This is a genomic window from Streptosporangium sp. NPDC023615 (assembly GCF_040640155.1).
Classification (GTDB): domain Bacteria; phylum Actinomycetota; class Actinomycetes; order Streptosporangiales; family Streptosporangiaceae; genus Streptosporangium.
The window spans coordinates 76,820-100,158 of the sequence record NZ_JBFABE010000014.1; the positions used below are offsets into that span (position 1 = coordinate 76,820).

23 protein-coding genes and 1 pseudogene are annotated in these 23,339 nt (G+C 72.1%); 18 read left to right on the forward strand and 6 right to left on the reverse strand.

The window, feature by feature from the left end; genetic code table 11:
* Nucleotides 1–8: 8 nt before the first annotated feature.
* Entirely contained in the window at nucleotides 9–845 is an 837-nt protein-coding gene (locus AB0G16_RS13800) for an SDR family NAD(P)-dependent oxidoreductase (protein ID WP_362803732.1), read from the reverse strand.
* Nucleotides 846–937: 92 nt separating this feature from the next.
* Between AB0G16_RS13800 and AB0G16_RS13805 the strand changes: the two genes are divergently transcribed.
* The 8 genes from AB0G16_RS13805 to AB0G16_RS13840 all read left to right on the forward strand — a co-directional run bounded on the left by AB0G16_RS13805 (nucleotide 938) and on the right by AB0G16_RS13840 (nucleotide 7,389).
* Nucleotides 938–1,504 (forward strand): TetR family transcriptional regulator, encoded by a 567-nt coding sequence (locus tag AB0G16_RS13805; protein WP_362803735.1) that lies wholly within the window; start codon nucleotides 938–940, stop codon nucleotides 1,502–1,504.
* Nucleotides 1,505–1,701: 197 nt separating this feature from the next.
* Nucleotides 1,702–2,880 (forward strand): branched-chain amino acid ABC transporter substrate-binding protein, encoded by a 1,179-nt coding sequence (locus AB0G16_RS13810; protein ID WP_362803738.1) that lies wholly within the window; start codon nucleotides 1,702–1,704, stop codon nucleotides 2,878–2,880.
* The gene (locus AB0G16_RS13815) at nucleotides 2,877–3,095 is read left to right on the forward strand and encodes a hypothetical protein (RefSeq protein ID WP_362803740.1); all 219 of its coding nucleotides are present in this window, start codon (nucleotides 2,877–2,879) and stop codon (nucleotides 3,093–3,095) included. Before AB0G16_RS13810 ends, AB0G16_RS13815 begins: the two co-directional genes overlap by 4 nt.
* On the forward strand, nucleotides 3,092–3,985 hold the full coding sequence (locus AB0G16_RS13820) for a branched-chain amino acid ABC transporter permease (protein ID WP_362803742.1): 894 nt from the start codon (nucleotides 3,092–3,094) through the stop codon (nucleotides 3,983–3,985). Before AB0G16_RS13815 ends, AB0G16_RS13820 begins: the two co-directional genes overlap by 4 nt.
* Complete coding sequence (locus AB0G16_RS13825) at nucleotides 3,982–4,947, forward strand: branched-chain amino acid ABC transporter permease (protein ID WP_362803745.1); 966 nt, start codon at nucleotides 3,982–3,984, stop codon at nucleotides 4,945–4,947. The genes AB0G16_RS13820 and AB0G16_RS13825 overlap by 4 nt, the downstream gene beginning before the upstream one ends.
* On the forward strand, nucleotides 4,944–5,771 hold the full coding sequence (locus AB0G16_RS13830; protein ID WP_362803748.1) for an ABC transporter ATP-binding protein: 828 nt from the start codon (nucleotides 4,944–4,946) through the stop codon (nucleotides 5,769–5,771). The genes AB0G16_RS13825 and AB0G16_RS13830 overlap by 4 nt, the downstream gene beginning before the upstream one ends.
* Nucleotides 5,764–6,471, forward strand: coding sequence for an ABC transporter ATP-binding protein (locus AB0G16_RS13835; RefSeq protein ID WP_362803751.1), 708 nt, complete (start codon nucleotides 5,764–5,766; stop codon nucleotides 6,469–6,471). Before AB0G16_RS13830 ends, AB0G16_RS13835 begins: the two co-directional genes overlap by 8 nt.
* Before the next feature lie 234 nt (nucleotides 6,472–6,705).
* A complete protein-coding gene (locus AB0G16_RS13840; protein WP_362803754.1) occupies nucleotides 6,706–7,389 on the forward strand; it encodes a GntR family transcriptional regulator in 684 nt (227 codons plus the stop codon).
* Nucleotides 7,390–7,501: 112 nt separating this feature from the next.
* Here AB0G16_RS13840 and AB0G16_RS13845 read toward each other — a convergent pair whose 3' ends face one another.
* The 4 genes from AB0G16_RS13845 to AB0G16_RS13860 form a co-directional block, all read right to left on the reverse strand.
* A complete protein-coding gene (locus AB0G16_RS13845) occupies nucleotides 7,502–8,419 on the reverse strand; it encodes a DMT family transporter (protein ID WP_362803757.1) in 918 nt (305 codons plus the stop codon).
* Nucleotides 8,420–8,568: 149 nt separating this feature from the next.
* Nucleotides 8,569–10,008: a glycosyltransferase family 39 protein gene (locus AB0G16_RS13850; RefSeq protein ID WP_362803760.1), complete on the reverse strand. Its 1,440-nt coding sequence runs from the start codon at nucleotides 10,006–10,008 to the stop codon at nucleotides 8,569–8,571.
* Nucleotides 10,009–10,067: 59 nt separating this feature from the next.
* Nucleotides 10,068–10,835: an ABC transporter permease gene (locus tag AB0G16_RS13855; RefSeq protein ID WP_362803762.1), complete on the reverse strand. Its 768-nt coding sequence runs from the start codon at nucleotides 10,833–10,835 to the stop codon at nucleotides 10,068–10,070.
* A 41-nt stretch (nucleotides 10,836–10,876) separates the two neighbouring features.
* A complete protein-coding gene (locus tag AB0G16_RS13860; protein ID WP_362803765.1) occupies nucleotides 10,877–11,785 on the reverse strand; it encodes an ABC transporter ATP-binding protein in 909 nt (302 codons plus the stop codon).
* A gap of 318 nt (nucleotides 11,786–12,103) precedes the next feature.
* On the opposite strand from AB0G16_RS13860, the gene AB0G16_RS13865 reads away from it, so the two are divergent.
* The 8 genes from AB0G16_RS13865 (at nucleotide 12,104) to sufU (ending at nucleotide 19,687) form a co-directional block, all read left to right on the forward strand.
* Nucleotides 12,104–13,345 carry a multidrug effflux MFS transporter gene (locus AB0G16_RS13865; protein ID WP_362803768.1) on the forward strand — a complete coding sequence of 414 codons (1,242 nt, stop codon included), beginning with the start codon at nucleotides 12,104–12,106 and terminating at the stop codon, nucleotides 13,343–13,345.
* Nucleotides 13,346–13,449: 104 nt separating this feature from the next.
* Nucleotides 13,450–14,250, forward strand: a complete 801-nt coding sequence (locus AB0G16_RS13870) for a metalloregulator ArsR/SmtB family transcription factor (RefSeq protein WP_362803770.1) — start codon at nucleotides 13,450–13,452, stop codon at nucleotides 14,248–14,250.
* Entirely contained in the window at nucleotides 14,247–15,659 is a 1,413-nt protein-coding gene (gene sufB, locus AB0G16_RS13875; RefSeq protein WP_362803773.1) for a Fe-S cluster assembly protein SufB, read from the forward strand. Before AB0G16_RS13870 ends, sufB begins: the two co-directional genes overlap by 4 nt.
* Complete coding sequence (gene sufD, locus AB0G16_RS13880; RefSeq protein ID WP_362803776.1) at nucleotides 15,659–16,783, forward strand: Fe-S cluster assembly protein SufD; 1,125 nt, start codon at nucleotides 15,659–15,661, stop codon at nucleotides 16,781–16,783. The genes sufB and sufD overlap by 1 nt, the downstream gene beginning before the upstream one ends.
* Nucleotides 16,780–17,097 carry a non-heme iron oxygenase ferredoxin subunit gene (locus AB0G16_RS13885; protein WP_362803779.1) on the forward strand — a complete coding sequence of 106 codons (318 nt, stop codon included), beginning with the start codon at nucleotides 16,780–16,782 and terminating at the stop codon, nucleotides 17,095–17,097. Before sufD ends, AB0G16_RS13885 begins: the two co-directional genes overlap by 4 nt.
* A 43-nt stretch (nucleotides 17,098–17,140) precedes the next feature.
* Nucleotides 17,141–17,872, forward strand: coding sequence for a Fe-S cluster assembly ATPase SufC (gene sufC, locus AB0G16_RS13890; RefSeq protein WP_362803918.1), 732 nt, complete (start codon nucleotides 17,141–17,143; stop codon nucleotides 17,870–17,872).
* Complete coding sequence (locus tag AB0G16_RS13895) at nucleotides 17,872–19,131, forward strand: cysteine desulfurase (protein ID WP_362803782.1); 1,260 nt, start codon at nucleotides 17,872–17,874, stop codon at nucleotides 19,129–19,131. Before sufC ends, AB0G16_RS13895 begins: the two co-directional genes overlap by 1 nt.
* A gap of 118 nt (nucleotides 19,132–19,249) precedes the next feature.
* Nucleotides 19,250–19,687, forward strand: coding sequence for a Fe-S cluster assembly sulfur transfer protein SufU (gene sufU / locus AB0G16_RS13900; RefSeq protein WP_362803785.1), 438 nt, complete (start codon nucleotides 19,250–19,252; stop codon nucleotides 19,685–19,687).
* Between the two features lie 126 nt (nucleotides 19,688–19,813).
* On the opposite strand, the pseudogene AB0G16_RS13905 reads toward sufU, so the two are convergent.
* Nucleotides 19,814–20,623: pseudogene (locus tag AB0G16_RS13905) on the reverse strand (RNA-guided endonuclease TnpB family protein); the annotation flags it as partial.
* A gap of 140 nt (nucleotides 20,624–20,763) precedes the next feature.
* Here AB0G16_RS13905 and AB0G16_RS13910 point away from each other — a divergent pair.
* The gene (locus AB0G16_RS13910) at nucleotides 20,764–21,153 is read left to right on the forward strand and encodes a metal-sulfur cluster assembly factor (RefSeq protein WP_362803788.1); all 390 of its coding nucleotides are present in this window, start codon (nucleotides 20,764–20,766) and stop codon (nucleotides 21,151–21,153) included.
* 421 nt (nucleotides 21,154–21,574) lie between these two features.
* Nucleotides 21,575–23,257: a DEAD/DEAH box helicase gene (locus AB0G16_RS13915; RefSeq protein ID WP_362803791.1), complete on the forward strand. Its 1,683-nt coding sequence runs from the start codon at nucleotides 21,575–21,577 to the stop codon at nucleotides 23,255–23,257.
* Nucleotides 23,258–23,339 lie beyond the last annotated feature (82 nt).

A 23,339-nucleotide genomic window follows, 5' to 3' on the forward strand; every position in this document is an offset into this window, starting at 1 on the left:
ACCGGCCGTCACCCGGTGATCCTCCCGAGCAGGTCCCTCGTGACACGGTCGAGGCGTGCCGCGGCGGCCGGGTCGAAGTCCTCACCGGTCAGGGGCAGCGGCCTGCCGCGCGTGTAGGCGGTGACGGGGGGTTCCGGCGCGGCGTCCAGCAGTGCCGCGATCGGCACCGTCGCCTTCGCGGCCGGCGTCGCGAAGAGCCGGGCGAGCGCCTTGGTGACGGTACGCGCGGGCTGCGGCAGCGGATCGGCCATGCCCGTCCTCACGAAGCCGGGGTTGTAGAGGACGTAACGCGTGCGGGCGGCCGGATGGCGGGCGGGGAAGGCCGCCCCGAGCAGGTCGTTGCAGCGGGAGGCCTGCATCGCCGCGCGCATCCCCGTGTAGCCCTCTCGCCACTGCAGGTCGTCCCAGTTGACGCGGCCCGGCAGGCCGCCGGGTCCGGCGATGTTCATCACCACGGGCGCCTCGGCGCGCTCCAGACGGCCCATCAGGCCGTGGCCGATCACGAAGCGGCTCAGGTAGGCGAGCGCGAAGGTGAACTCCAGCCCGTCCGCGGTCTCCTCGCGCACCGGGCGGAAACGCTGGGCCCCGAACACCAGCCCGTCCACGGCCCCGGTGGTCGCCGTCACCTCCTCGACCACCCGCAGCATGCCCGCGACGGTGCTCAGGTCGGCCCGGAGGAACACGGCCCTGTCCCCGGCCCCGGACCGGCGTGCCTCGGCGAGGAAGGCGCGCCCCCGGGCCTCCCCGCTGGCCACGGCGATCACGGCGTCCCCGCGCCGCAGGAGGCGCAGCCCCAGCTCCCTGCCCATGCCGTCCGTACCACCGGTGATCACATATGTGCGCATCCCCGAGCCCTCCCGCAAGTCATCGGTCGATGACCGAAAGGGTAGGGCGCTACGGCTCGCTAAGTCAACGTTCGATGACTTATGATGATTTCATGGAACAACCGAAACGCCGCGACAGGGCCGCCACCCGCGCCGCGCTGCTCGACGCCGCCCGCCTGCGCTTCGCCCGGCAGGGCTTCGACGGCACGGGTGTACGTGAGATCGCGGCCGACGTGGGCGTCGACCCGGCGCTGGTCTTCCGCTACTTCGGCTCGAAGGAGCGGCTCCACGAGGAGGCCGTGCGCGTGGAGATCCCGGCCGGCCTCGCGGACGACCCGGCGCGCCCGCTCGCCCACCTCGCCGACGCGTTGCTGCACGACGTCGTCTTCGCCGACTGGGAGCAGTTCGACGGTGAGCACCCGCTTCTGGTGATGCTGCGCTCCGCGGGACGCCCGGCCATCCGCGACCAGTTGCGTACGCAGATCTGCGAGGGTTACCTGCCCGGCTTCGCCGAGCGGATGGGCGGTGAGAACCCCGCCCTGCGGGCCGAGCTGGTGGGCGCGCTGCTGCTCGGCATGGGCGTGATGCGCTCACTCCTCGACAGCCCCGCCCTGCGCGACGCCTCCTTCGAGGAGACGCGCGCGCTGGTCGCGCGGCTGGTCACCGCCCTGGCCGAATAGACCGGAACCCGCCGCGCCGGGGCCGGGGCGGGGCCGGGGCGGGCCCTCCCCCCGAACCGCCGAAGAGGTGGTTCGTGCCGGTCGGGAGGGTTGCGCGGGGAAACGGCCACTTAACGCTAACGGTCTTATTTCGGCCCTTGACGTTGTCCTTCACTTGGCCATGCAATGTCACACATCACCAGATGTGAGGAGCGGCAATGCGCGCCATCCCCCTGAAGTCCTTCACGTCGCTGGCCGTTCTCGGTCTCCTGGTCACCGGATGTGGCCAGGGGCTGCTCGGTGGCGGCGAAGACGGCGGCGGCCAGGCGGCCGGCAAGAAGGACGAGCCGATCGTGCTCGGCATGCTGGTCCCGCAGTCGGGCAGCGAGGCCGCCATCGGTCCCTACATGAGCAACGCGGCACAGCTCGCGATCGACGAGATCAACGCCAAGGGCGGCGTGCTGGGCCGCCAGCTCCAGCTGAAGACCGCCGACGACGCCTGTGACGCCCAGTCGGCGGCGGCCGGTGCCAACAAGCTGGTCACCGAGGGGATCGACGTCTCCGTGGGCGGTTACTGCTCCGGGGCGACGCTACCCACCCTGCCGATCTTCGGCAAGGCCGGCATCCCGATGATCATTCCGGCCGCCAACTCCCAGGAGCTGGTGGACCAGAAGCTCAAGCACGTCTTCCTGATCAACGGCACCGGTTCCCAGCAGGCCGAGGCCGCCGAGAAGTGGATCGCCAAGCAGGGTTCCAAGAGCGTCGCGCTGATGCACGACAACACCAGCTACTCCAAGGACATCGCGCTGCGCACCCAGACCCTGCTGAAGGCTCCCGACGGGGCCGAGGCGGTCATCACCGAGGCGGTCACCCCCAAGGAGAGCGACTACAGCGCCAACATCACCAACGTGCTGGCCAAGAAGCCCGACTTCGTCTACTGGACCGGCTACTTCCAGGAGGGCGGCCTGATCGCCCGCCAGCTCCGGCAGGCCGGCTACAAGGGCTCCATCATGGTCGGCGACGGCTCGGTCTCGCCCAAGCTGATCGAGATCGCCGGTGACGAGGCCGCCGAGGGCCTCTACGCCACGATGACCCAGACCCCCGACACGCTGGAAGGCGCCGAGGGCTGGATCGACGCGTACAAGAAGAAGTTCGGCACCGACCCCGGGCCGTACTCCAACCAGGCCTACGACGCGGTGCGGCTGGCCGCCGAGGCGGTCACCAAGGCGGGCGGCACCGACGGCACCAAGGTGATCGCCGCCCTGGAGGCCGTCGACGGCTTCTCGATGTTCTCCGGGCCGCTGAAGTTCACCCCCGAGCACACCCTGGCCAACGGCGGGTTCCAGATCCTCGTCGTGAAGGACGACGCCTTCGCCCTTCAGGACTCCCTCAAGTGACCGGGAACACCTCGCCCGGGGCCCGCGGCGGCGACGCCGCGGCCCGCGGGAGCGCGCCGGGCGGCGAGAACGACGCCCGCCCGGAGACCCCGGGGGAGCGGTCGCCCGACGGCTACCGGGGCAGGCACCGGCGTCCGGGCACGAGCGGCGGCAACGGCGGCAGCGGCGGGCACGGCGGCCCGGACCGCCCGCTGGCGAAGCGGGCGGCGCGATGACGCAGCTCGTCTGGAACGGCCTTTTCGTCGGCTCGTTCTACGCCCTGGTGGCCCTGGGCTACAGCATGGTGTACGGGATCATCAAGCTGCTCAACTTCGCCCACGGCGACCTGTACATGCTGGGCGCGTTCGCCGGCTTCGCCATCCTCGGCGCGGTCGGCGGCGTGACCTCCTCCATGGCGCTGCCGCTGCTGCTCGCGGTCCTGCTGGCGACCATGGCGCTCACCGGCCTGGCCGGGGTCGCGCTGGAGCGGATCGCCTACCGCCCGCTCCGCCGCGCCCCCCGCCTGTCCCTGCTGATCACCGCGGTGGGCGCCTCCTTCGCCCTGGAGTACGGGATGCGCGCCGTGGCCGGGGCCGACCCGCGGGTCTACCCGGTACGCCTGGGCGGCACCTCGATCGAGATCCTCGGCGCCCGGATCACCCTGCAGCAGCTCGCCCTGATCGCGGTGGCGGTGGTGCTGATGGCCGGGCTCAACCTGCTGGTCACCCGCACCCGGCAGGGCCGGGCCATGCGGGCCATCGCGCTGGACCCGCGCACCAGCGCGCTGATGGGCATCGACGTCAACGCCGTGATCTCGCGCACCTTCTTCATCGGCTCGGCCCTGGCCGGGGCCGCGGGCGTGATGGCCGGGGCCTACTACGGCAAGATCGACTTCCTGATGGGCTTCCTGATCGGCCTCAAGGCCTTCACCGCGGCGGTCATCGGCGGCATCGGCAACATCCCGGGCACCATGCTCGGCGGGCTGCTGCTCGGGCTGCTGGAGTCGTTCGGCACGTTCTGGCTGGGCGGCGAGTGGCGCGACGTGTTCGCGTTCGGGGTGCTGATCCTGTTCCTGACCGTGCGGCCCACCGGCCTGCTCGGCGAACGCGTCACGGAGCGGGTGTGACGGCCGCGACCAAGGTCCGCCGCCGCGGCACGGACCGTCCCCCCAGCCGGGCGTCGAAGCTGATGCAGAACAGGTGGGCCGGGCTCGCCGGCCTGCTGATCGCGCTGCTCGCGCCCTTCGTCAACGCCAGCCCGTACGCGCTGTCGGTCATGACCAGCGCGGCCATCGCCGTGATGCTCGCGGCCGGGCTGAACATCGTGGTCGGCTACTGCGGCCTGCTCGACCTGGGATACGTCGCCTTCTTCGCGGTCGGCGCCTACACCAGCGGCGTGCTCGCCACCCGGTTCGACCTGCCGCTGATCGCCACGGTGCCGGCGGTGATCGTGGTCACCGTCATCGCCGGGATCGTCATCGGCGCGCCCACGCTGCGTCTGCGCAGCGACTACCTGGCGATCGTGACGCTCGGCTTCGGCGAGATCATCCGGATCACCGCCAACAACCTGGACGTCACCGGCGGCCCGTCGGGCATCTACGGCATCCCGACCCTGGTGGAGAACCCAGCGGTCTTCTACTACGTCACCGTGGCCGTCGTCTCGCTGGCGGTCCTCGGCTCGGCGCGGCTGGGCCGCTCCCGGCTGGGCCGGGCCTGGCGGTTCGTCCGCGAGGACGAGGACGCCGCCGAGGCGATGGGCGTGCACACCTACCGGGTCAAGCTCGCCGCCTACATCGCCGGCGCGGTCTGGGGCGGCCTGGCCGGGGTGCTGTTCGCCGCGCAGCTCTCGGCCATCTCCCCGGGCAGCTTCACCTTCCTGGCGTCGGCCCTGGTGCTGATGGCCGTGGTGCTCGGCGGCATGGGCTCGGTCTCCGGCGTCGTGGTGGGCGCCGTCGTGATCAGCGTCCTGCCGGAGATCCTGCGCGACCTGGCCGACTACCGCTACTTCCTGTTCGGGGTCCTGCTCATCGCCTTCATGCTGCTGCGCCCGCAGGGGCTGTGGCCCGCCCGTTCCAAGGAGGTCCCGTGAGCCTGCTGAGCGTGACCGACCTGCGCCTGACCTTCGGCGGGGTGACGGCCATCGACGGCCTGACGTTCTCGGTGGACGAGGCGGAGATCGTCTCGGTCATCGGCCCCAACGGGGCGGGCAAGACGTCGGCCTTCAACTGCGTCACCGGGTTCTACCGGCCGACCGCGGGGCGGATCACCCTGCGCGGCAAGGACCTGCCGGGACTGCGGCCCTCGGCCGTGGCCGCCCTCGGCGTCGCCCGCACCTTCCAGAACCTGCGCCTGTTCGGCGAGCTGTCGGTCCTGGACAACGTGCGGGCCGGATCGCACCTGTGGCTGCGCCAGAGCGTCTTCGACGCGCTGCTGCACACCCCCCGCTACCGGCGTTCCGAGCGTGAGTGCACCGAGCAGGCCCACCACTGGCTCGACTTCGTCGGCCTGCGCGGCGACCGGTACGGGCAGGCCCGCAACCTGCCCTACGGCGAGCAGCGCCGCACCGAGATCGCCCGCGCCCTGGCGCGCAAGCCCGACCTGCTGCTGCTCGACGAGCCCGCCGCCGGGCTCAACCACGGCGAGAAGGCCGAGATGCTCGACCTGATCCGGCGGATCCAGGCCCTGGGCGTGGCCATCGTGCTCATCGAGCACGACATGGGACTGGTCATGGAGGTCTCCGAGAGGGTGGTGGTGCTCAACTTCGGCAGGGAGATCGCCGACGGCCGCCCCGAGGACGTCCGGCGGAACCCGGCCGTCATCGAGGCCTACCTCGGCGGAGACATCACCGCCGAGGAGAGGGGCACCGCCGAGGAGAGGGACACCACGCAGACCGGGAGCGACGCCGATGCTTGAGATCGAGGACCTGGACGTCCACTACGGCGGCGTGCACGCCCTGCGCGGGCTCTCCATCTCCCTGGCCCAGGGGGAGATCGTGGCCCTGCTCGGCAACAACGGCGCCGGCAAGACCACCACGCTGTCCGCGGTCTCGGGGCTGGTGCGCCCCAGCGGCGGCACGGTCACCTTCGACGGCCGGAACATCACCGGCGGGAAACCGCACAGGATCACCGCCTCCGGCCTGGTGCACGTCCCCGAGGGCCGCAGGATCTTCAGCACGCTCAGCGTCCACGAGAACCTCCAGCTCGGTGGCTACCTGGTCCGTGACCAGGCGGAGGTCCGCGGCCGGATCGAACGGGTCTACGAACTCCTGCCCCGCCTGGCCGAGCGGCGCACCCAGCAGGGCGGCACGCTCTCGGGCGGCGAGCAGCAGATGCTCGCCATCGGCAGGGCGCTGGTCACCGGGCCGCGGCTGCTGCTGCTCGACGAGCCGTCCATGGGCCTGGCCCCGCTGGTGGTCGCCTCGGTCATGGAGCTCATCGCGGGCATCAACGCCGAGGGGACCTCGGTGCTGCTCGTCGAGCAGAACGCCACGGCCGCCCTCGGGATCGCGCACCGCGGCTACGTGATCGAGAACGGCGCGTGCCTGCTCGCCGGGTCCGCCGCCGAGCTCCGCCGGGACCCCCGCGTGGTCGAGGCCTACCTCGGCGGGGTCTGACGAGGGCCCGGCGGGGTCTGACGGGGGTCTGACGGGGCCCGGCGGGGGCGGCGGGAACGGCGCCCGCCCCGGCCCCCACCCGGGCCTGGCGGGGACGCCCGGGGGCGCCCGTGCCCCGCGCGAGATCCCGGGCGCCCCCGGGGGTTCGGCGGTGGCCGTACGGCCTGGGAGGATGTGACGGTGGCGGGTTCCGCCCACCGGGACATGGACGCGGTCGACAGGAGAGGCTCCGGTATGGCTTCGAGGGCGGACGGCCGACCCGACCTGCCCGCGGTGGGCGAGAGGCAGAGCCTGCGGGAGCAGGTGGCCCACGCGCTGCGGGCGGCCCTGATCACCGGTGAGATGCGGCCCGGCATGGTCTACTCCGCCCCGCTGCTCGCCGCCCAGTTCGGGGTCTCCGCCACCCCGGTGCGCGAGGCCATGCTCGACCTGGCCAAGGAGGGCCTGGTGGAGGCGGTGCGCAACAAGGGTTTCCGCGTCAGCGAGCTGTCCGAGCGCGACCTGGACGAGCTGGCCGAGATCCGCGAGCTCATCGAGGTGCCCACGGTGACGCGACTGGCCGGTGCCGATCACGCGCGGGCCTTCGAGACGCTGCGCCCGATGGCGCAGGAGATCGTCGACGCGGCCGAGCGGGGCGACCTGCTCGCCTACGTCGACGCCGACATCCGCTTCCACCTGGAACTGCTCGCCCTGGGGGGCAACTCCCACCTCGTGGAGGTGGTCCGCGACCTGCGCAACCGGGCCCGCCTGTACGGCCTGTCCGACCTCCAGCGGCGCGGCAGGCTCGCCGACTCCGCCCGCGAGCACCTCGCCCTGCTGGACCTGCTCTCGACCGGGGACGCCGGCGGCGCCGAACGGCTGATGCTGCACCACATCCAGCACGTCCGGGGCATCTGGGCCGGCTCCGCGGAGCCCTGACGCCCGCGCCGCGGGCACGGGCCCGCCGGGCCCCCGGGGGGCGCCGAGCCGGGGGGCGCCGAGCCCGGGGAGGGCGCGGGTTCCACGGCCCGGCGCCGGGGCGCCGCGCGGGTCAGCCGGAGGAGCGGGTGGCGCCCAGGGTCGCGACGACCACGCAGCCGACCGCGGCCCACTCGCGCGCCTGGAGCACCTCGCCCAGCACCACCAGGCCGACCAGCGCGGCCACCGCCGGCTCCAGGCTCATCAGGATGCCGAAGACCCGCTTGGGCATCCTGCGCAGCGCCTCCAGCTCGATCGAGTAGGGGATCACCGACGACAGCAGGGCCACCCCCAGGCCGATCAGCAGCACCTCGGGCCGGAGCAGGTCGACGCCGCCCGAGGAGATCCCGACGGGGGCGACCACCACGCAGGAGACGATCATCGCCAGGGAGAGCCCGGTCGCCCCGGGGAAGCGACGGCCGACCGAGGCCGACAGCAGGATGTAGGCGGCCCAGCAGGCCCCCGCGACCAGGGCGAAGGCGATCCCGGCCCAGCTGATCCTGGACGTGGCCGCGCCCCACGGGGCCAGCAGCACCACGCCCGATCCGGCGAGCGCCACCCAGAGCAGGTCGAGGCGGCGGCGCGAGGCCGCCACCGCGACGCCGAGCGGGCCGAGGAACTCGATGGCCACCGCGATCCCCATGGGCAGGCGGGCCAGCGCCTCGTAGAACGACAGGTTCATCACGCCCAGGGTCAGGCCGAACGCCGCGCCCGCCGCCAGGTCCGCCCGCGTCAGCCCCCTCAGCCGGGGCCGGGCGATCGCCCCCAGGATCACCGCGCTGACGGCGATCCGCAGGAACACCACCGCGCTCGGTGAGAGCTGGGCGAACAGGTCCTTGGCGAATCCCGCGCCCACCTGGACCGACAGGATGGCCAGCAGGACCAGCCCGGACGGCGGTACGGCGTCGGAGGCGGCCCTCAGCAGCGCTCCCGGCCTGGGCGGGCCGGGCTCGTAGGGTTCTGCGGGCCCGTGCAGGGCTTCGGCGGTCACGGCGCTCCTCAGGTGCAAAAAGGTCGGTGACACCTTACTGGGTGGGGCGTCTCCTCTCGGGAACGTCCGTCATCCGAGACGCGCCCGGCCCCGGGTCGCCCGGCCCCCGGGTCGCCTCGCGCCCGGCGCCACCCCGCGTCCCCGTGTCGTCAGCGGGTGTAGAGCGCCACCGTCATGCCCGGCACCCGGCCCGTCCGCCGGGCCCTGACGCGGGCGAACCCCTCCCGCTCCAGGACGGCGACCCGGCCGACGCGCGCGGCCGCCTCGGACCCGCCCCGCCAGATCACCCACACCCGGTCGCGCCCGGTGAGGGCGGCGGCCAGGTCGGCGTGCTCGGGGTAGCCGAACGAGTCCGGCAGCGGATCCGGGCCGGCGAGCATCACGTCGTCGGGCAGATTCCCGCCGCCGTAGTACAGCAGGCCCTGCCGCAGCGAGGAGCGCCCGTAGACGAGGGCGTCCCCGGGCCGGGCCTCGGCGGCCAGGATACGCGCCGCCCGGGGGTAGTTCTCGTGGTGGCCGTCCTCCCCGCGCACGTCGAGCTGACCGGGCAGTCCGGCCGCCAGCACGCCCGCCAGCACGAGCCCGGCGGGCGGCCGGGGCAGCGCGGCGAGCGCGAGCCCGGCCAGCAGCGCGTACGCGGGCACCGTGGCGAACAGGTAGCGGTCGACGTAGACCGGGGTGATCAGGTGGGACAGCGCGAACAGCAGCAGGGGCGGCAGGAGGGCCCAGCCGGCCAGCAGCGCGACCCAGAGCCGGTCGGCGCCGTGGCGCCGCAGGAAGGGGGCCGCCGCCGCGAGCAGGAGCAGCGCGCCCCCCGCCAGGGCGGTGCCGCCGATCATCCTGGGCAGTGCCAGGAACACGTCGGGCCCGGGCAGGGCGATCCAGCTGATCGCGTGCCGCTCGGCGAAGCCGACCACCGCCCAGACGGCCCCGGGGACGAGGCCGGCCGCCAGGCAGGCCAGCGTCCTGGGCAGGACCCTCCGCCCGTACAGGGCGACCGCCGCCAGGTGCGCCGCCGCGACGAGCAGGGCGAACACCTGGGTGCAGCCGAGCAGCGCCACCGCGGCCGCGTACCCCCACCACCCCCGGCGCCGCCCCGGCTCGGTGACGGCGCGGTGCAGCGCCCAGGTGGCCAGGACCGCGGCCGCGGCGGCGAACGCGTAGGAGCGGGCGTTCTGCCCGTGGTAGGAGACCGACGGCAGCGCCACGTGGACGGCGGCGGCGGCCAGCCCGGCGGGCCACGAGCTCAGCCGGCGCCCCAGGTCGGCGATGAGCGCGGTGGCCGCCCCGGCGGCGAGCGCCGAGGGCAGGCGCATCCACCACTCGGCCTGCCCGAACTCCAGCCACAGGTGCATGAACGCGTAGTACGGCAGGAAGTGCCCGTCGATGTGCAGGGCCAGCTCCCACAGCCCCCCGGCGCTCCGGCGGGCCGCGCTGAGGGTGGCGAGCTCGTCGGAGGAGTGGGAGACCGTGGAGGAGCCCGCGACGCAGACGAGCGTGGCGACGATCCCCGCGGCCAGGGCCGGCCACCTCCGCGCCGGTCGCGCCGGCGCCGGGGGGGCGTGATGTCGCGCCCCGGTAATGATCACCCGGAGGATGCTAGGGGGTAAAGATCATCCCTGCCCCTCTTTCGGGGAGAAAAGTATGATCACTCCCAGCGGAAGGTCCGCGCCGTCAGCAGCAGCGACACCGCCGCCCACGCCGCCAGGACCGCAACGGCCGCGAGCGGCGGCCCCGCGCCGTCGCCCAGCACCGCGCGCAGCCCGCCGGTGAGCGCGGAGATCGGCAGCAGCTCCAGCGCCGGCCGGACCGCCTCGGGGAACCTCTCCAGCGGGAAGGCGACCCCGCCGCAGGCCAGCAGGACCAGGTAGACCAGGTTCGCCGCGGCGAGCGTGGCCTCGGCGCGGAGCGTCCCGGCCATCAGCAGGCCCAGGCCGCTGAAGGCGGCGGTGCCCAGCACGACCAGCAGCAGCACCGCGAACGGCGAGCCGGACGGGCGCCATCCCAGGGCGAGCGCCACCGCGCAGACGACCGCGACCTGGACGACCTCCACGGCGATCACCGCGAGCGTCTTGGCCAGCATCAGCCCGGTCCGCGTCAGGGGGGTCGCGCCCAGCCGCTTCAGCACCCCGTAGCGGCGCTCGAAGCCCGTGGCGATGGCCTGCCCGGTGAAGGCGGTGGACATCACCGCCAGCGCCAGCACCCCGGGGGCCATGAAGTCGATCCGGGAGCCGCCGCCCAGGTCCAGGATGGGGGCCGTCGAGAGGCCGACGAGCAGCAGCACCGGAATGATCATCGTGAGCAGGAGCTGCTCGCCGTTGCGCAGCGTCGCCCGGATCTCCGCGCCGGTCTGGGCCGCCACCATCCGCCCCAGCGGCGCGGCCCCCGGGGCCGGGGTGAGGTCCAGCGTCGTCATGCGCGTCTCCTTCGGGGCGGGACGGGGCGTGGCCGGGCGTGTCACCGGAGCTCACGCCCGGTCAGCTCCAGGAAGACGTCCTCCAGGGTGCGCCGCTCGATGCTGAGGTCGTCGGCGGTCACGCCCTCGGCCGCGCACCAGGTCGTCACGGTCGCCAGCAGCTCGGGCGCGACCTGCCCCTCGATGATGTAGTGACCGGCCGGCGACTCCTTGGCCGCGCTGCCGACGGGCAGCGCGGCGAGCAGCTCGTCCAGGCAGAGCCCCGGACGGGCGCGGAAGCGCAGCTGCCGCTCGGCGCCGGTGAGGGAGGAGGGGGTGCCCTCGGCGACCACCCTGCCGCGGTCGATGATCACGATGTGGTCGGACAGGCGCTCGGCCTCGTCCATGTGGTGGGTGGTGAGCACCACCGAGACCCCGCTCCGGCGCAGCTCGCGGACCAGCTCCCAGCAGGCGTGCCTGGCCTGCGGGTCGAGGCCCGCGGTCGGCTCGTCGAGGAAGACCAGCTCGGGACGGCCGACGACCGCCCCGGCCAGCGACAGCCGCTGCTGCTGGCCGCCGGAGAGCCTGCGGTACGGGGTGCGGGCGTGCTCGGTCAGCCCGAGCCGCTCCAGCAGCGCCGCCGGGTCGAGCGGACGGGCGTGGAAGCGGGCCATCAGCCGCAGCCACTGCCCGCAGCGGGCCGCGGGCGGGACGCCGCCGCTCTGGAGCATCACCCCGACCCTGGCCCGCAGCTCCTGCGCGGACGGGTCGAGCCCCAGCACCCTCACGCTGCCGGCGTCGGCCCGGCGGAACCCCTCGCAGATCTCCACGGTGGAGGTCTTGCCGGCCCCGTTGGGGCCCAGCACCGCGGTGACCGCGCCGCGGGCGGCGGTGAGGGTCAGGCCGTCGATCGCGGTCGTCCTGCCGTATCTCTTGACCAGGTCGACGATCGCGACGGCTGGGGAGTCCATGGCCACGAGTTTAGAGACCGTACCGGGCGCCTTCGCTGCCGGACCACGCGTCCGGCGTCCGGAGCCGTCCCGCCGGTGCGCGCGGCCCGCCTTCCGGCGTGTCGCGGCGGGGTCCGTCCCGGGGGCCGCCGGACGCTCCGGCCAGCCCTTTTCAGGAAATTTCCGAAATACAGGAATTCGGCTGGCCAATTGATGGTTGGGACGCTTCGGCTCACGTGGCCCGCCGGGACTCGTGGGCCGTCCTGCGTCAACACGTCCACATCAATGCGTCATATGTCCGTGAGTCGTATGACGGTGACCAAAAAAGGGAGTGCGAGTATGACCGCGGCCGTCGTCGAGCCGGGGGTGACGCCGGCGCCGGGCTCGCGGCGCAGGACACTGCTGCTGCTGATCCTGGGCGCGCTGTCGGCGATCGGCCCGTTGTCGATCGACATGTACCTGCCCGCCTTCCCCGCCATCGCCGAGGGGCTGGTCACCGGGCAGGCGCAGGTGCAGCTCACCCTCACCGCCTGCCTCGTCGGGGTCTCCGCCGGGCAGGTCGTCGCCGGGCCGCTCAGCGACGTCCGGGGCCGGCGGGGCCCGCTGCTGATCGGCGTCGCCGCCTACGCGGCCGCCTCCCTGCTGTGCGCCTTCTCGCCCTCGGTGTACGGGCTGATCGCCTTCCGCCTGCTCCAGGGCTTCGCGGGCGGGGCCGCGCTGGTGATCGTCCGCGCGATCGTCCGCGACCTGTACGAGGGCGCGGCCATCGCCCGCATCTTCGCCACCCTCATGCTGGTCACCGGCCTGGCCCCGATCCTGGCCCCGATCGCCGGCGCCCAGCTCCTGGCCCACACCTCCTGGCGCGGCGTCTTCGTCGCCCTCAGCGCCACCGGGCTGCTGCTGCTGGTCGCGGCGCTGGCCGGGGTTCGCGAGACCCTTCCCGCCGACAGCCGCGAGGGCGGCGGGCTCCGGCACACCCTGGTCACCTTCCGCTACCTGCTGCTCGACCGGTCCTTCATGGCCGCCGCGCTGGCCGGCGGGATGGGGTTCGCGGCGATGTTCGCCTACATCTCCGGCTCGCCGTTCGTGCTCCAGGAGGTCTACGGCACCTCGCCGCAGGTGTTCTCCCTGGTGTTCGGGCTGAACGCGCTCGGCCTGACCGTCACCGCGCAGATCGGCGGGCGCCTGGCCGGGCGCCGGACGGACCCGGCCCGGCTGATCCTGCTGGGGCTGCTGCTGAGCGTGGCCGGGGCCGCGACGATCCTGGTCACGGTCGTGGCCGGGCTGGGGCTGCCGGTGCTGGTCGCCGGGCTGTTCACGATGATGTGCGGGGCCGGGTTCGTGCTGCCGGGCAGCGGCGCCCTCGCCCTGGCCGGCCAGCCCCCGCAGATCGCCGGGAGCGCGGCCGCGCTGACCGGCGTGCTGCAGTTCGGGCTCGGCGCGCTCGCCGCGCCGCTGGTGGGCCTGGGCGGCGAGGGCAGCGCCCTGCCGATGGCCGCCGTGCTGACCGGCTTCACGGTGGCGGCGCTGGTGGTCTTCACCGTTCTGCGCGGAAAACCGGGACGCGTTTCCGCTGGTTAGGTAAGCCTTTCCTACGTGATGCATCACATTCTCGACACGCCCACACCGGTTTGTCAGCGGGGAAGTAATTACGGCACACTGATGTTGTGAAATACGTGACCGGGATGCGAGACACCGAGAAGGCCGCCGCCGCGCGGCTCTCCGGCGTGTCCGCCGAGCGGAGCACGCGTGCGCGCGTCGCCCGGCTCATCCTGGAGCACGGACCGATCACCGCCGCCGCCCTCGGCGAGCGGCTCGGCCTGACCCCGGCCGCCGTGCGCAGGCACCTGGACGCGCTGCTGGCCGAGGGGATGGCCGAGGCCCGCACCGCCAGACCGCGCGGCCAGCGCGGACGCGGACGGCCGGCCAAGCTGTTCGCGATGACCGACCAGGGCCGCAGCGCCTTCGAGCACGCCTACGACGACCTGGCAGGAAGCGCGTTGCGCTTCCTGGCCGAGCGCGTGGGCGAGGAGGCCGTGGCCGAGTTCGCCCGGTCGCAGGTGGCCGGTCTCGTCGACCGCCTGCGGCCCCAGATGCGCGAGGTCCCCGCAGACCAGCGGGTCCGCGTCCTGGCCGAGGCCCTCTCCGACGACGGGTACGCCGCCTCGGCGAGCAAGGCCGGCGTCGGCGGCGAACAGCTCTGCCAGCACCACTGCCCGGTGGCGCACGTCGCCGCCGAGTTCCCGCAGCTGTGCGAGGCCGAGACCGAGGCGTTCGCGCGCATTCTCGGCACGCCCGTGCAGCGGCTCGCGACCATCGCCCACGGCGACGGTGTGTGCACCACGCATGTGAGCCCCCACCGGGCTCCGGGAGCGAGCGCGCGGGAGGGGGCGGCGTTCGCCCCGCCCGCCCCGCGCTCCGAACCGGCACCACCGCCGGCCGTCCACGAAACGATCGACATATCGAGCAAGGAGACCGGAAGGTGACTGTCACCGACCGCCCGGAGCTGGAAGGCCTCGGGAATTACAAGTTCGGCTGGGCCGACTCGGACGCCGCGGGAGCGACGGCCAAGCGTGGCCTGTCCGAAGAGGTCGTCCGCAACATCTCCGCGCTGAAGAACGAGCCGGAGTGGATGCTGGACCTGCGTCTGAAGGGGCTCCGCCTCTTCGGCAAGAAGCCCATGCCGAACTGGGGCTCCGACCTCAGCGGGATCGACTTCGACAACATCAAGTACTTCGTGCGCTCCACCGAGAAGCAGGCCGCCTCCTGGGAGGACCTGCCCGACGACATCAAGAACACCTACGACAGGCTGGGCATCCCCGAGGCCGAGAAGCAGCGCCTGGTCGCCGGGGTCGCCGCCCAGTACGAGTCCGAGGTGGTCTACCACAAGATCCGTGAGGACCTCGAGGAGAAGGGTGTCATCTTCGTCGACACCGACACCGCCCTCAAGGAGCACGAGGAGATCTTCAAGGAGTACTTCGGGACCGTGATCCCGGTCGGCGACAACAAGTTCGCCGCGCTGAACACGGCCACCTGGAGCGGCGGCAGCTTCATCTACGTGCCGCCGAACGTCAACGTGGAGATCCCGCTCCAGGCCTACTTCCGGATCAACACCGAGAACATGGGCCAGTTCGAGCGGACCCTGATCGTCGTGGACGAGAACTCCTACGTCCACTACGTCGAGGGCTGCACCGCGCCGATCTACACCTCCGACTCGCTGCACAGCGCGGTCGTGGAGATCATCGTGAAGAAGGGCGCCCGCTGCCGCTACACGACCATCCAGAACTGGTCGAACAACGTCTACAACCTGGTCACCAAGCGCGCCGTGGCCTACGAGGGCGCGACGATGGAGTGGGTCGACGGCAACATCGGCTCCAAGGTCACCATGAAGTACCCGGCCGTCTACCTCATGGGCGAGCACGCCAAGGGCGAGACCCTCAGCGTCGCCTTCGCCGGTGAGGGCCAGCACCAGGACGCCGGGGCCAAGATGGTCCACCTGGCGCCCAACACCAGCTCCTCGGTGATCTCCAAGTCCGTCGCCCGCGGCGGCGGCCGGACCTCCTACCGGGGCCTGGTGCAGATCGAGGAGGGCGCGCACGGCAGCGCCAGCACGGTCAAGTGCGACGCGCTGCTGGTCGACCAGATCAGCCGCTCCGACACCTACCCGTACGTGGACGTGCGCGAGGACGACGTGTCCATGGGGCACGAGGCCACCGTCTCCAAGGTCTCCGACGACCAGCTCTTCTACCTGATGAGCCGCGGTCTGGGCGAGGACGAGGCGATGGCGATGATCGTCCGGGGCTTCGTCGAGCCGATCGCCCGCGAGCTCCCGATGGAGTACGCCCTGGAGCTGAACCGGCTGATCGAGCTGCAGATGGAAGGAGCCGTCGGCTGATGGGCCTCGACACCGCCGTCAAGCCCCTCTCGACGCTGCACGAGAGGGCCTCCTACGACGTGGCCGACTTCGCCGTCCCCACCGGCCGGGAGGAGGAGTGGCGCTTCACCCCGCTCTCCCGGCTGCGGGGCCTGCACGAGGGCGTCGCGGCCTCCGCGAACGTCACCGTGCACGTCGACGCCGCGCCCGAGGCGACCGTGGAGACCGTCGGCCGCGACGACGCCCGGCTCGGGCGGGCCTACGTGCCCGCCGACCGGGTCAGCGCCCAGGCCTACGCCTCCTTCGAGAAGGCCACCGTGATCACGGTGCCCCGCGAGGCCGTCGCCTCCACGCCGACCGTGGTCACCTTCACCGGGTCGGGCTCCGGCACCGCCTACGGCCACACGGTCGTGCGGCTGGAGCCGATGGCCGAGGCCGTGGTCGTCCTCGACCACCGGGGCAGCGCGGTCTACGCCGACAACGTCGAGTTCGTCGTGGGCCAGGGCGCGACCCTCAAGGTCGTCAGCCTGCAGGACTGGGCCGACGACGCCGTGCACGTCTCCCACCACCACGCCCAGCTCGCCAAGGACGCCGTCTTCCGCGGCTTCGTGGTCACCCTCGGCGGCGACCTGGTCCGGCTCTCGCCGTCGGTCTCCTACTCCGGCCCCGGCGGCGACGCCGAGCTGAACGGCCTGTACTTCGTCGACGCCGGCCAGCACCTGGAGCACCGCCTCCTGGTCGACCACTCCACGCCCGACTGCCGCAGCAACGTCGACTACCGCGGCGCGCTGCAGGGGGCCGACGCCCACGCGGTCTGGATCGGCGACGTCATCATCCGCGTCGAGGCCGAGGGCACCGACACCTACGAGCTCAACCGCAACCTGCTGCTCACCGACGGCGCCCGCGCCGACTCGGTGCCCAACCTGGAGATCCTCACCGGGGAGGTCGCCGGGGCCGGCCACGCCAGCACCTCAGGCCGCCTCGACGACGAGCAGATCTTCTACCTCCAGGCCAGGGGCATCCCGTTCGCCGACGCCCGGCGCCTGGTCATCAGGGGTTTCTTCGCCCAGCTCCTGGAGAAGATCGAGATCCCCGAGCTCCGCGAGCGCGTCCTCGCCCGGGTCGAGGCGGAGCTCGAGAAGTGACGTTCGAGAAGGTCTGCAAGCTCGCCGACATCCCCGACGAGGGAGTGATCGGCCTGGAGGTCGGGGACGTCCCCGTCGCCCTGGTCCGCCGGGGCGAGGAGGTGCACGCGCTGCACGACGTGTGCTCCCACGCCGAGGTGAAACTCAGCGAGGGGGAGGTCTACGACGGCACCCTCGAGTGCTGGCTGCACGGCTCGTGCTTCGACCTGCGCTCGGGCAAGCCCACCGGCCCGCCCGCCATCAAGCCCGTCCCCGTCTACCGAGTAAAGATCGACGGCGATGACGTCCTCGTCTCGCTCTCGAAGGAGTCATAACGTGTCTGACACCAGCCGAGTCACCTCGGGTTCCACCCTTGAGATCCGCGGCCTGCACGTCTCCGTCGCCGACAAGGAGATCCTGCGCGGCGTCGACCTGACCGTGCGCGCCGGTGAGACCCACGCCATCATGGGCCCCAACGGCTCGGGCAAGTCCACCCTCGCCTACGCGATCGCCGGGCACCCCAAGTACGCCGTCACCGGCGGCCAGGTCCTGCTCGACGGCACCGACCTGCTCGACCTGTCGGTCGACGAGCGCGCCCGCGCCGGCCTGTTCCTCGCCATGCAGTACCCGGTCGAGGTCCCCGGCGTCAGCGTCGCCAACTTCCTGCGCACCGCGGTCACCTCGACCACCGGCGAGGCCCCCAAGCTCCGCCAGTTCGCCAAGGACCTCAAGTCCGGCATGGACGCCCTGTCCATCGACGCGGCCTTCGCCCAGCGCAACGTCAACGAGGGCTTCTCCGGCGGCGAGAAGAAGCGCCACGAGATCCTCCAGCTCGAGCTGCTCAAGCCGAAGATCGCCGTTCTCGACGAGACCGACTCCGGCCTCGACGTCGACGCGCTGCGCGTGGTCTCCGAGGGCATCAACCGCTTCCGCGCGGGCGGCGAGACCGGCGTGCTGCTCATCACCCACTACACCCGCATCCTGCGCTACGTGAAGCCGGACTTCGTCCACGTCTTCTCCGCCGGGCGGATCGTGGAGCAGGGCGGCCCCGAGCTCGCCGACAAGCTCGAGGAAGAGGGCTACGAGGCCTACACGAAGGCGTCGGCCTGATGAACGACGGCCTTGACGTGGAGAGGATCAGGAAGGACTTCCCGGTCCTGTCCCGCGAGCTTCCCGGCGGCAGGCCGCTGATCTACCTCGACTCCGGAAACTCCGCGCAGAAGCCCACCCAGGTCATCGAGGCGATGCGCGAGCACATGGCGATGCACTACGGCAACGTCGGCCGCGCCATGCACGTGCTGGGCGCGGAGTCCACCGAGGCGTACGAGGACGCGCGCGACAGGATCGCCGCGTTCATCGGCGCGCCCGGCCGCGACGAGGTGGTCTTCACCAAGAACGCCTCCGAGGCGATCAACCTGGTGGCGTACGCCTTCGGCAACCGGACCTGCGAGGACCCGCGCCTCCGGCTCGGCCCCGGCGACGAGATCGTCATCTCGGAGATGGAGCACCACTCCAACATCGTGCCGTGGCAGATGCTCGCCCAGCGCACCGGCGCCACCCTGCGCTGGTTCTCCGTCACCGACGAAGGCCGCCTGGACCTGTCGAACCTCGCCGAGCTCGTCACCGAGCGCACGAGGATCGTCTCGATCGTGCACCAGTCGAACGTGCTCGGCACCGTCAACCCGGTCGCCCCGGTGCTGGCCAGGGTCCGCGAGGTCGGCGCGCTGATGATGCTGGACGCCTCCCAGTCCGTGCCCCACCAGGGGGTGGACGTGGCCGCCCTGGGCGTCGACTTCCTGGCCTTCACCGGTCACAAGGTCGTCGGCCCGTCCGGCATCGGCGTCCTGTGGGGCCGCGCCGAGCTGCTGGAGGCCATGCCCCCGTTCATGGGCGGCGGCGAGATGATCGAGGCGGTCTGGATGGACCACTCGACCTACGCGCCCGCGCCGCACAAGTTCGAGGCCGGCACCCCGCCGATCGTCGAGGCCATCGGTCTCGGCGCCGCCGTGGACTACCTCACCGAGATCGGCATGGACGCCGTCGCCGGCCACGAGCGCGAGCTCACCGCCCACGCGCTCGGCGCCCTGGGGGAGGTCCCGGGCCTGCGGGTCATCGGCCCGGCGGACCTGGCCGACCGGGGAGGCACCGTGTCGTTCACGCTGGAGGGGATTCACCCGCACGACGTCGGGCAGATCCTCGACGACGAGTTCGGCGTGGCCGTGCGGGTGGGTCACCACTGCGCCCGCCCGCTCCACCTCAGGTTCGGGATCCCCGCGACCACGCGGGCGTCCTTCTACCTGTACAACACACCGGCCGAGATCGACGCGTTGGTCCGCGGCCTCCACCACGTGCGGAAGGTGTTCGCCTAGCCATGCCCGAGCAGTCGAGCCGGCGTACGGGCGGACGGCGGGGGCCCGGTGCCCTCCGCACGGCGTCCGGCGACGCGCGAGCGCACGGCGCAGCGAACGAGAAGGTGAGCACGACCCTATGATCGCCGAGTCCATGTACCAGGAGCTGATCCTGGAGCACTACAAGCACCCGCAGGGGAGGGGTCTTCGCGACCCCTACGACGCCGAGGTCCACCACGTGAACCCGACCTGCGGCGACGAGATCACCATGCGGGTGAAGCTGGGCGACGGCGGCAAGGTCGAGGACGTCTCCTACGACGGCCAGGGCTGTTCGATCAGCCAGGCCGCCGCCTCGGTGCTGCACGAGCTGGCCACCGGCTCGACCGTCGACGACACCCTCGGCGTGGTGGACGAGTTCACCAGGCTCATGCAGGGCAGGGGCAAGGTCGAGGCCGACGAGGACGTGCTGGGCGACGCGGTCGCCTTCGCGGGCGTGGCCAAGTTCCCCGCCCGTGTGAAGTGCGCGCTACTGGCGTGGATGGCCTACAAGGACGCGATCGTGAGGAGCACGAATTGACATCCTCCCCTCCCTGAGGGGAGGGGATTCCCGCGGTCGCCCGTGAGGGTTCCTGCTTCATCGCCGACGGCCCGCCAGAGAGGATTCTCGTTGAGGTCTTACGTCAGCTCCACAGGCGTTTCACCTCTCCGCCGGCCCGGCGGCGAGGATGTTCTTCGCGGCGTTGACATCCCGGTCATGGCAGGCGCCGCAAGCACACACCCAGTCTCGGACGTTCAGCGGCAGGGACCGCTGAAGGGTGCCGCACGCCGAGCACAGCTTCGAGGAGGGAAACCAGCGGTCCACCACCAGCGGCTCCCGCCCGTACCAGTGTGCCTTGTACTCCAGCATCGTGCGCATTTCCCGCCAGGAGGCGTCGCAGACGGCTCGGGCCAGGGTGTGGTTCTTGGCCAGATTGCGCACGGCGAGGTCTTCGATCACGACCGTTTGGTTCTCACGGACGAGACGTGTGGTGACCTTGTGCAGATGATCGCGGCGCCGGTCGGCGATACGAGCGTAGATGCGGGCGACCTTGAGTTTGGCTTTGTGCCGGTTGGCCGACCCTTTCTCCTTGCGGGCGAGGGGGCGCTGCGCCTTGGCGAGCTTGCGGCGATCAGCCCGCTCATACCGAGGGTTGACGATCTTCTCCCCGGTGGAGAGCGCCGCGATGCCCGCGTCCACGCCGACCGTGCCGGTCGTCGGAGGAAGCGCAGGGATGCGGTCCTCACACAGGATGGACACGAACCACCGCCCGGCCGCGTCCTTCGACACGGTCACCGTGGCCGAGGACTCCACGTAGGAGACCTTGCGGCCTTCGGCGGTGTAGGCGCGGCTGCGGTGTTAGAGGGCTTTGCTGTACACGAGGCGAGCGCAGCCGAACGTGCGAGACAGCTCCGCTGCCTGCTCGTTCGTCGGATGGAAGCGGAACTTGAATGCCCGCTTCACGATCTGCGCCACGCCTCACACGGTATCGCGAGATCAGCTACGCGCTGGGTGGGATGGATCGGGCAGGTCCAGGCACGCTCAGGCGCCAGAGCGTCTTCCCGCTCCCGTTTCCTTCCCGGCCCGAAGGCCGGAGTATCCACAGGAGTTATTCGATGAGCAAGGCTGTTGAGACGCCGACCACGGCGCAGGACGAGACCGTCACCCATGACGAGGTCATGGAGGCGCTGAAAGACGTGGTGGACCCCGAACTCGGCATCAACGTCGTGGACCTGGGCCTGATCTACGGGTTGCACCTCGACCCGGCAGGCGAGGGTGCCGAGGGAGCCGATGGTGCCGCCGCGCTGCCGGTCGCCACCATCGACATGACGCTGACCAGCGCGGCCTGCCCGCTGACCGACGTCATCGAGGAGCAGGCGCACTCGGCGCTGGAGGGCATGGTCTCCGACGTGAAGATCAACTGGGTCTGGCTGCCGCCGTGGGGCCCGGACAAGATCACCGACGAGGGGCGTGAGCAGCTCCGCATGCTCGGCTTCAACGTCTGAGGCGCCGCCGCCCGCGCCCCGTGGGACTCCCGGGGCGCGGGGGACAGAGAGGGAGAACCGCGCCGGACACGGCTCACGGGACCCCCGGATTCGAGCTGTGCCGAATTATGTGAGAGTATCTCCGAGGCCGGGAAGAAAAGCCCGGCCGGGAGTGTTGACTCCTACCGACGGACAAGCGGCCGGCCGATGCCGGACGCCCCGAACGAACTCGGCACTGCGAACGCCGGGTATGCTTGATCGTGGTTTGACTGCGTGCGGGTAAGCTAGACCCGCCCCGTGCGGTGCGCCTCGACTTGCACCGCACCACCGCCCCGATGTGGGTGTTCATCCAGTGCGGCCTCAGGCCGCGCGCTCCAGGCTCGTCCTTTCGCAGAAGTGACGTGCCCCGTTCTTCTATCGAAAGGCACGAGTCTTCGTGACCATGCTTGACGCTGTTCTGCCCGAGTTCACCGAGATCACCGAGATCGTCCAGGCCCCCGCGGGCCCGTCCGAGTTCACCCTCCTCGGCCTGCCGAAGCCCCTGGTGACCGGCCTCTCCCGCGCGGGTATCGACAGCCCCTTCCCCATCCAGCGGGCCACGATCCCCGACATCCTCGCCGGGCACGACGTTCTCGGCCGCGGCCAGACCGGCTCCGGCAAGACGCTCGCCTTCGGCCTGCCCATGATGACCCGCATCGCCGGCGCCAAGGCCCGCCCGGGCCGCCCGCTGGCCGTCGTCCTGGTGCCGACGCGCGAGCTCGCCATGCAGGTCACCGACGCGCTCGAGCCGCTCGGCCGCGGTCTGTCGCTGCGCATGAAGACCGTCGTCGGCGGCATGTCCATGGGCCGCCAGATCGAGGCGCTGCGCCGCGGCGTCGAGGTCGTCGTGGCCACCCCGGGCCGGCTGACCGACCTCATGCAGCAGGGTGAGTGCACGCTGGACGAGGTCCAGGTGACGATCCTGGACGAGGCCGACCACATGTGCGACCTCGGCTTCTTCCCGGTGGTCAGCGCGATCCTGCAGCAGACCCCGGCCGACAGCCAGCGCCTGCTGTTCTCCGCGACCCTGGACGGCGACGTCGACAAGCTCGTCCGCCGCTTCCTCACCGACCCGGTGACCCACTCCATGGCCCCGGCCACCTCCTCGGTCGACACCATGGAGCACCACGTCCTCGAGGTGCACCGCGACGACAAGTTCCCGGTGACCGCCGAGATCGCCAACCGCGAGGGCCGGACGATCATCTTCGTGCGCACCCAGCACGGCGTGGACCGGCTCTGCAAGCAGCTCGCCCAGGTCGGCATCCGTGCCGGCGGCCTGCACGGCGGCAAGCGCCAGAACCAGCGCACCCGCATCCTGGCCGAGTTCAAGGAAGGCACGATCAACGTCCTGGTCTGCACGGACGTCGCGGCCCGCGGCATCCACGTCGACAACATCAGCCTCGTGCTGCACGTCGACCCGCCCCAGGACCACAAGAGCTACCTGCACCGCGGCGGCCGTACCGCCCGCGCCGGGGAGAAGGGCACCGTCATGACGCTGGTGCTCCCCAACGAGCGTCGCTCCACCGAGTCGATGACCCGTCGCGCCGGCATCAAGCCGTTCCGCATCAAGGCCACCCCGGGCCACCCCCGCCTGGAGGAGGTCGCCGGTGCGCGTACCCCCAGCGGCGAGGCGATCCCGGTCTGGGAGCCCTCGGCCCCGGCCGCCAAGCAGCGTCAGGGCCGTGGCGGCTACGGCAACGGCGGCGGCAACGGCGGTGCCCGCGGCCCGCGCCGCTTCCGCTCCGACCGTCCCGCCCACGGCGCCGAGGGCGGCCAGCCCCGCGAGCGTTCCTTCGGTGACGACCGCCCGGCCGGTGGCGGCGGCTACCGCTCCGAGCGTCCCGCCGGTGGCGGCGGCTACCGTTCCGAGCGCCCGGCCGCCGGCTACCGCGGTGGCGAGCGGCGCGAGCCGTTCCGCGCCGACCGTCCGGCCCCGGCCGGTGGCGGTTACCGTTCCGAGCGCCCCTCGGGCGAGCGCGAGCCCTTCCGCGGCGAGCGTCAGGGCGGCGGCTTCCGCGGCGGCGAGTTCCGCGCCGACGGCCGCGGCTCGGCCCCGCGCGGCGGCGGCAGCCGCTACGGCCGCTGATCGCTGATCCACCGTCGGGCCCCCTCAGGGGGTCCCGGTACGACCCTTCGAAGGGCCGGCACGGCATCCGCCGTGCCGGCCC

Excerpts from the sequence above, each read along its gene's own strand:
- AB0G16_RS13870 (WP_362803770.1), top strand. The coding sequence starts at position 13,450 with ATGCGAGACACCGAGAAGGCCGCCGCCGCGCGGCTCTCCGGCGTGTCC.
- AB0G16_RS13865 (WP_362803768.1), top strand. The coding sequence starts at position 12,104 with ATGACCGCGGCCGTCGTCGAGCCGGGGGTGACGCCGGCGCCGGGCTCG.
- AB0G16_RS13855 (WP_362803762.1), bottom strand. The coding sequence starts at position 10,835 with ATGACGACGCTGGACCTCACCCCGGCCCCGGGGGCCGCGCCGCTGGGG.
- AB0G16_RS13915 (WP_362803791.1), top strand. The coding sequence starts at position 21,575 with ATGCTTGACGCTGTTCTGCCCGAGTTCACCGAGATCACCGAGATCGTC.
- AB0G16_RS13910 (WP_362803788.1), top strand. The coding sequence starts at position 20,764 with ATGAGCAAGGCTGTTGAGACGCCGACCACGGCGCAGGACGAGACCGTC.
- sufU (WP_362803785.1), top strand. The coding sequence starts at position 19,250 with ATGATCGCCGAGTCCATGTACCAGGAGCTGATCCTGGAGCACTACAAG.
- AB0G16_RS13820 (WP_362803742.1), top strand. The coding sequence starts at position 3,092 with ATGACGCAGCTCGTCTGGAACGGCCTTTTCGTCGGCTCGTTCTACGCC.
- AB0G16_RS13810 (WP_362803738.1), top strand. The coding sequence starts at position 1,702 with ATGCGCGCCATCCCCCTGAAGTCCTTCACGTCGCTGGCCGTTCTCGGT.
- AB0G16_RS13835 (WP_362803751.1), top strand. The coding sequence starts at position 5,764 with ATGCTTGAGATCGAGGACCTGGACGTCCACTACGGCGGCGTGCACGCC.
- AB0G16_RS13840 (WP_362803754.1), top strand. The coding sequence starts at position 6,706 with ATGGCTTCGAGGGCGGACGGCCGACCCGACCTGCCCGCGGTGGGCGAG.
- AB0G16_RS13805 (WP_362803735.1), top strand. The coding sequence starts at position 938 with ATGGAACAACCGAAACGCCGCGACAGGGCCGCCACCCGCGCCGCGCTG.
- AB0G16_RS13800 (WP_362803732.1), bottom strand. The coding sequence starts at position 845 with ATGCGCACATATGTGATCACCGGTGGTACGGACGGCATGGGCAGGGAG.
- AB0G16_RS13860 (WP_362803765.1), bottom strand. The coding sequence starts at position 11,785 with ATGGACTCCCCAGCCGTCGCGATCGTCGACCTGGTCAAGAGATACGGC.
- sufD (WP_362803776.1), top strand. The coding sequence starts at position 15,659 with ATGGGCCTCGACACCGCCGTCAAGCCCCTCTCGACGCTGCACGAGAGG.
- AB0G16_RS13895 (WP_362803782.1), top strand. The coding sequence starts at position 17,872 with ATGAACGACGGCCTTGACGTGGAGAGGATCAGGAAGGACTTCCCGGTC.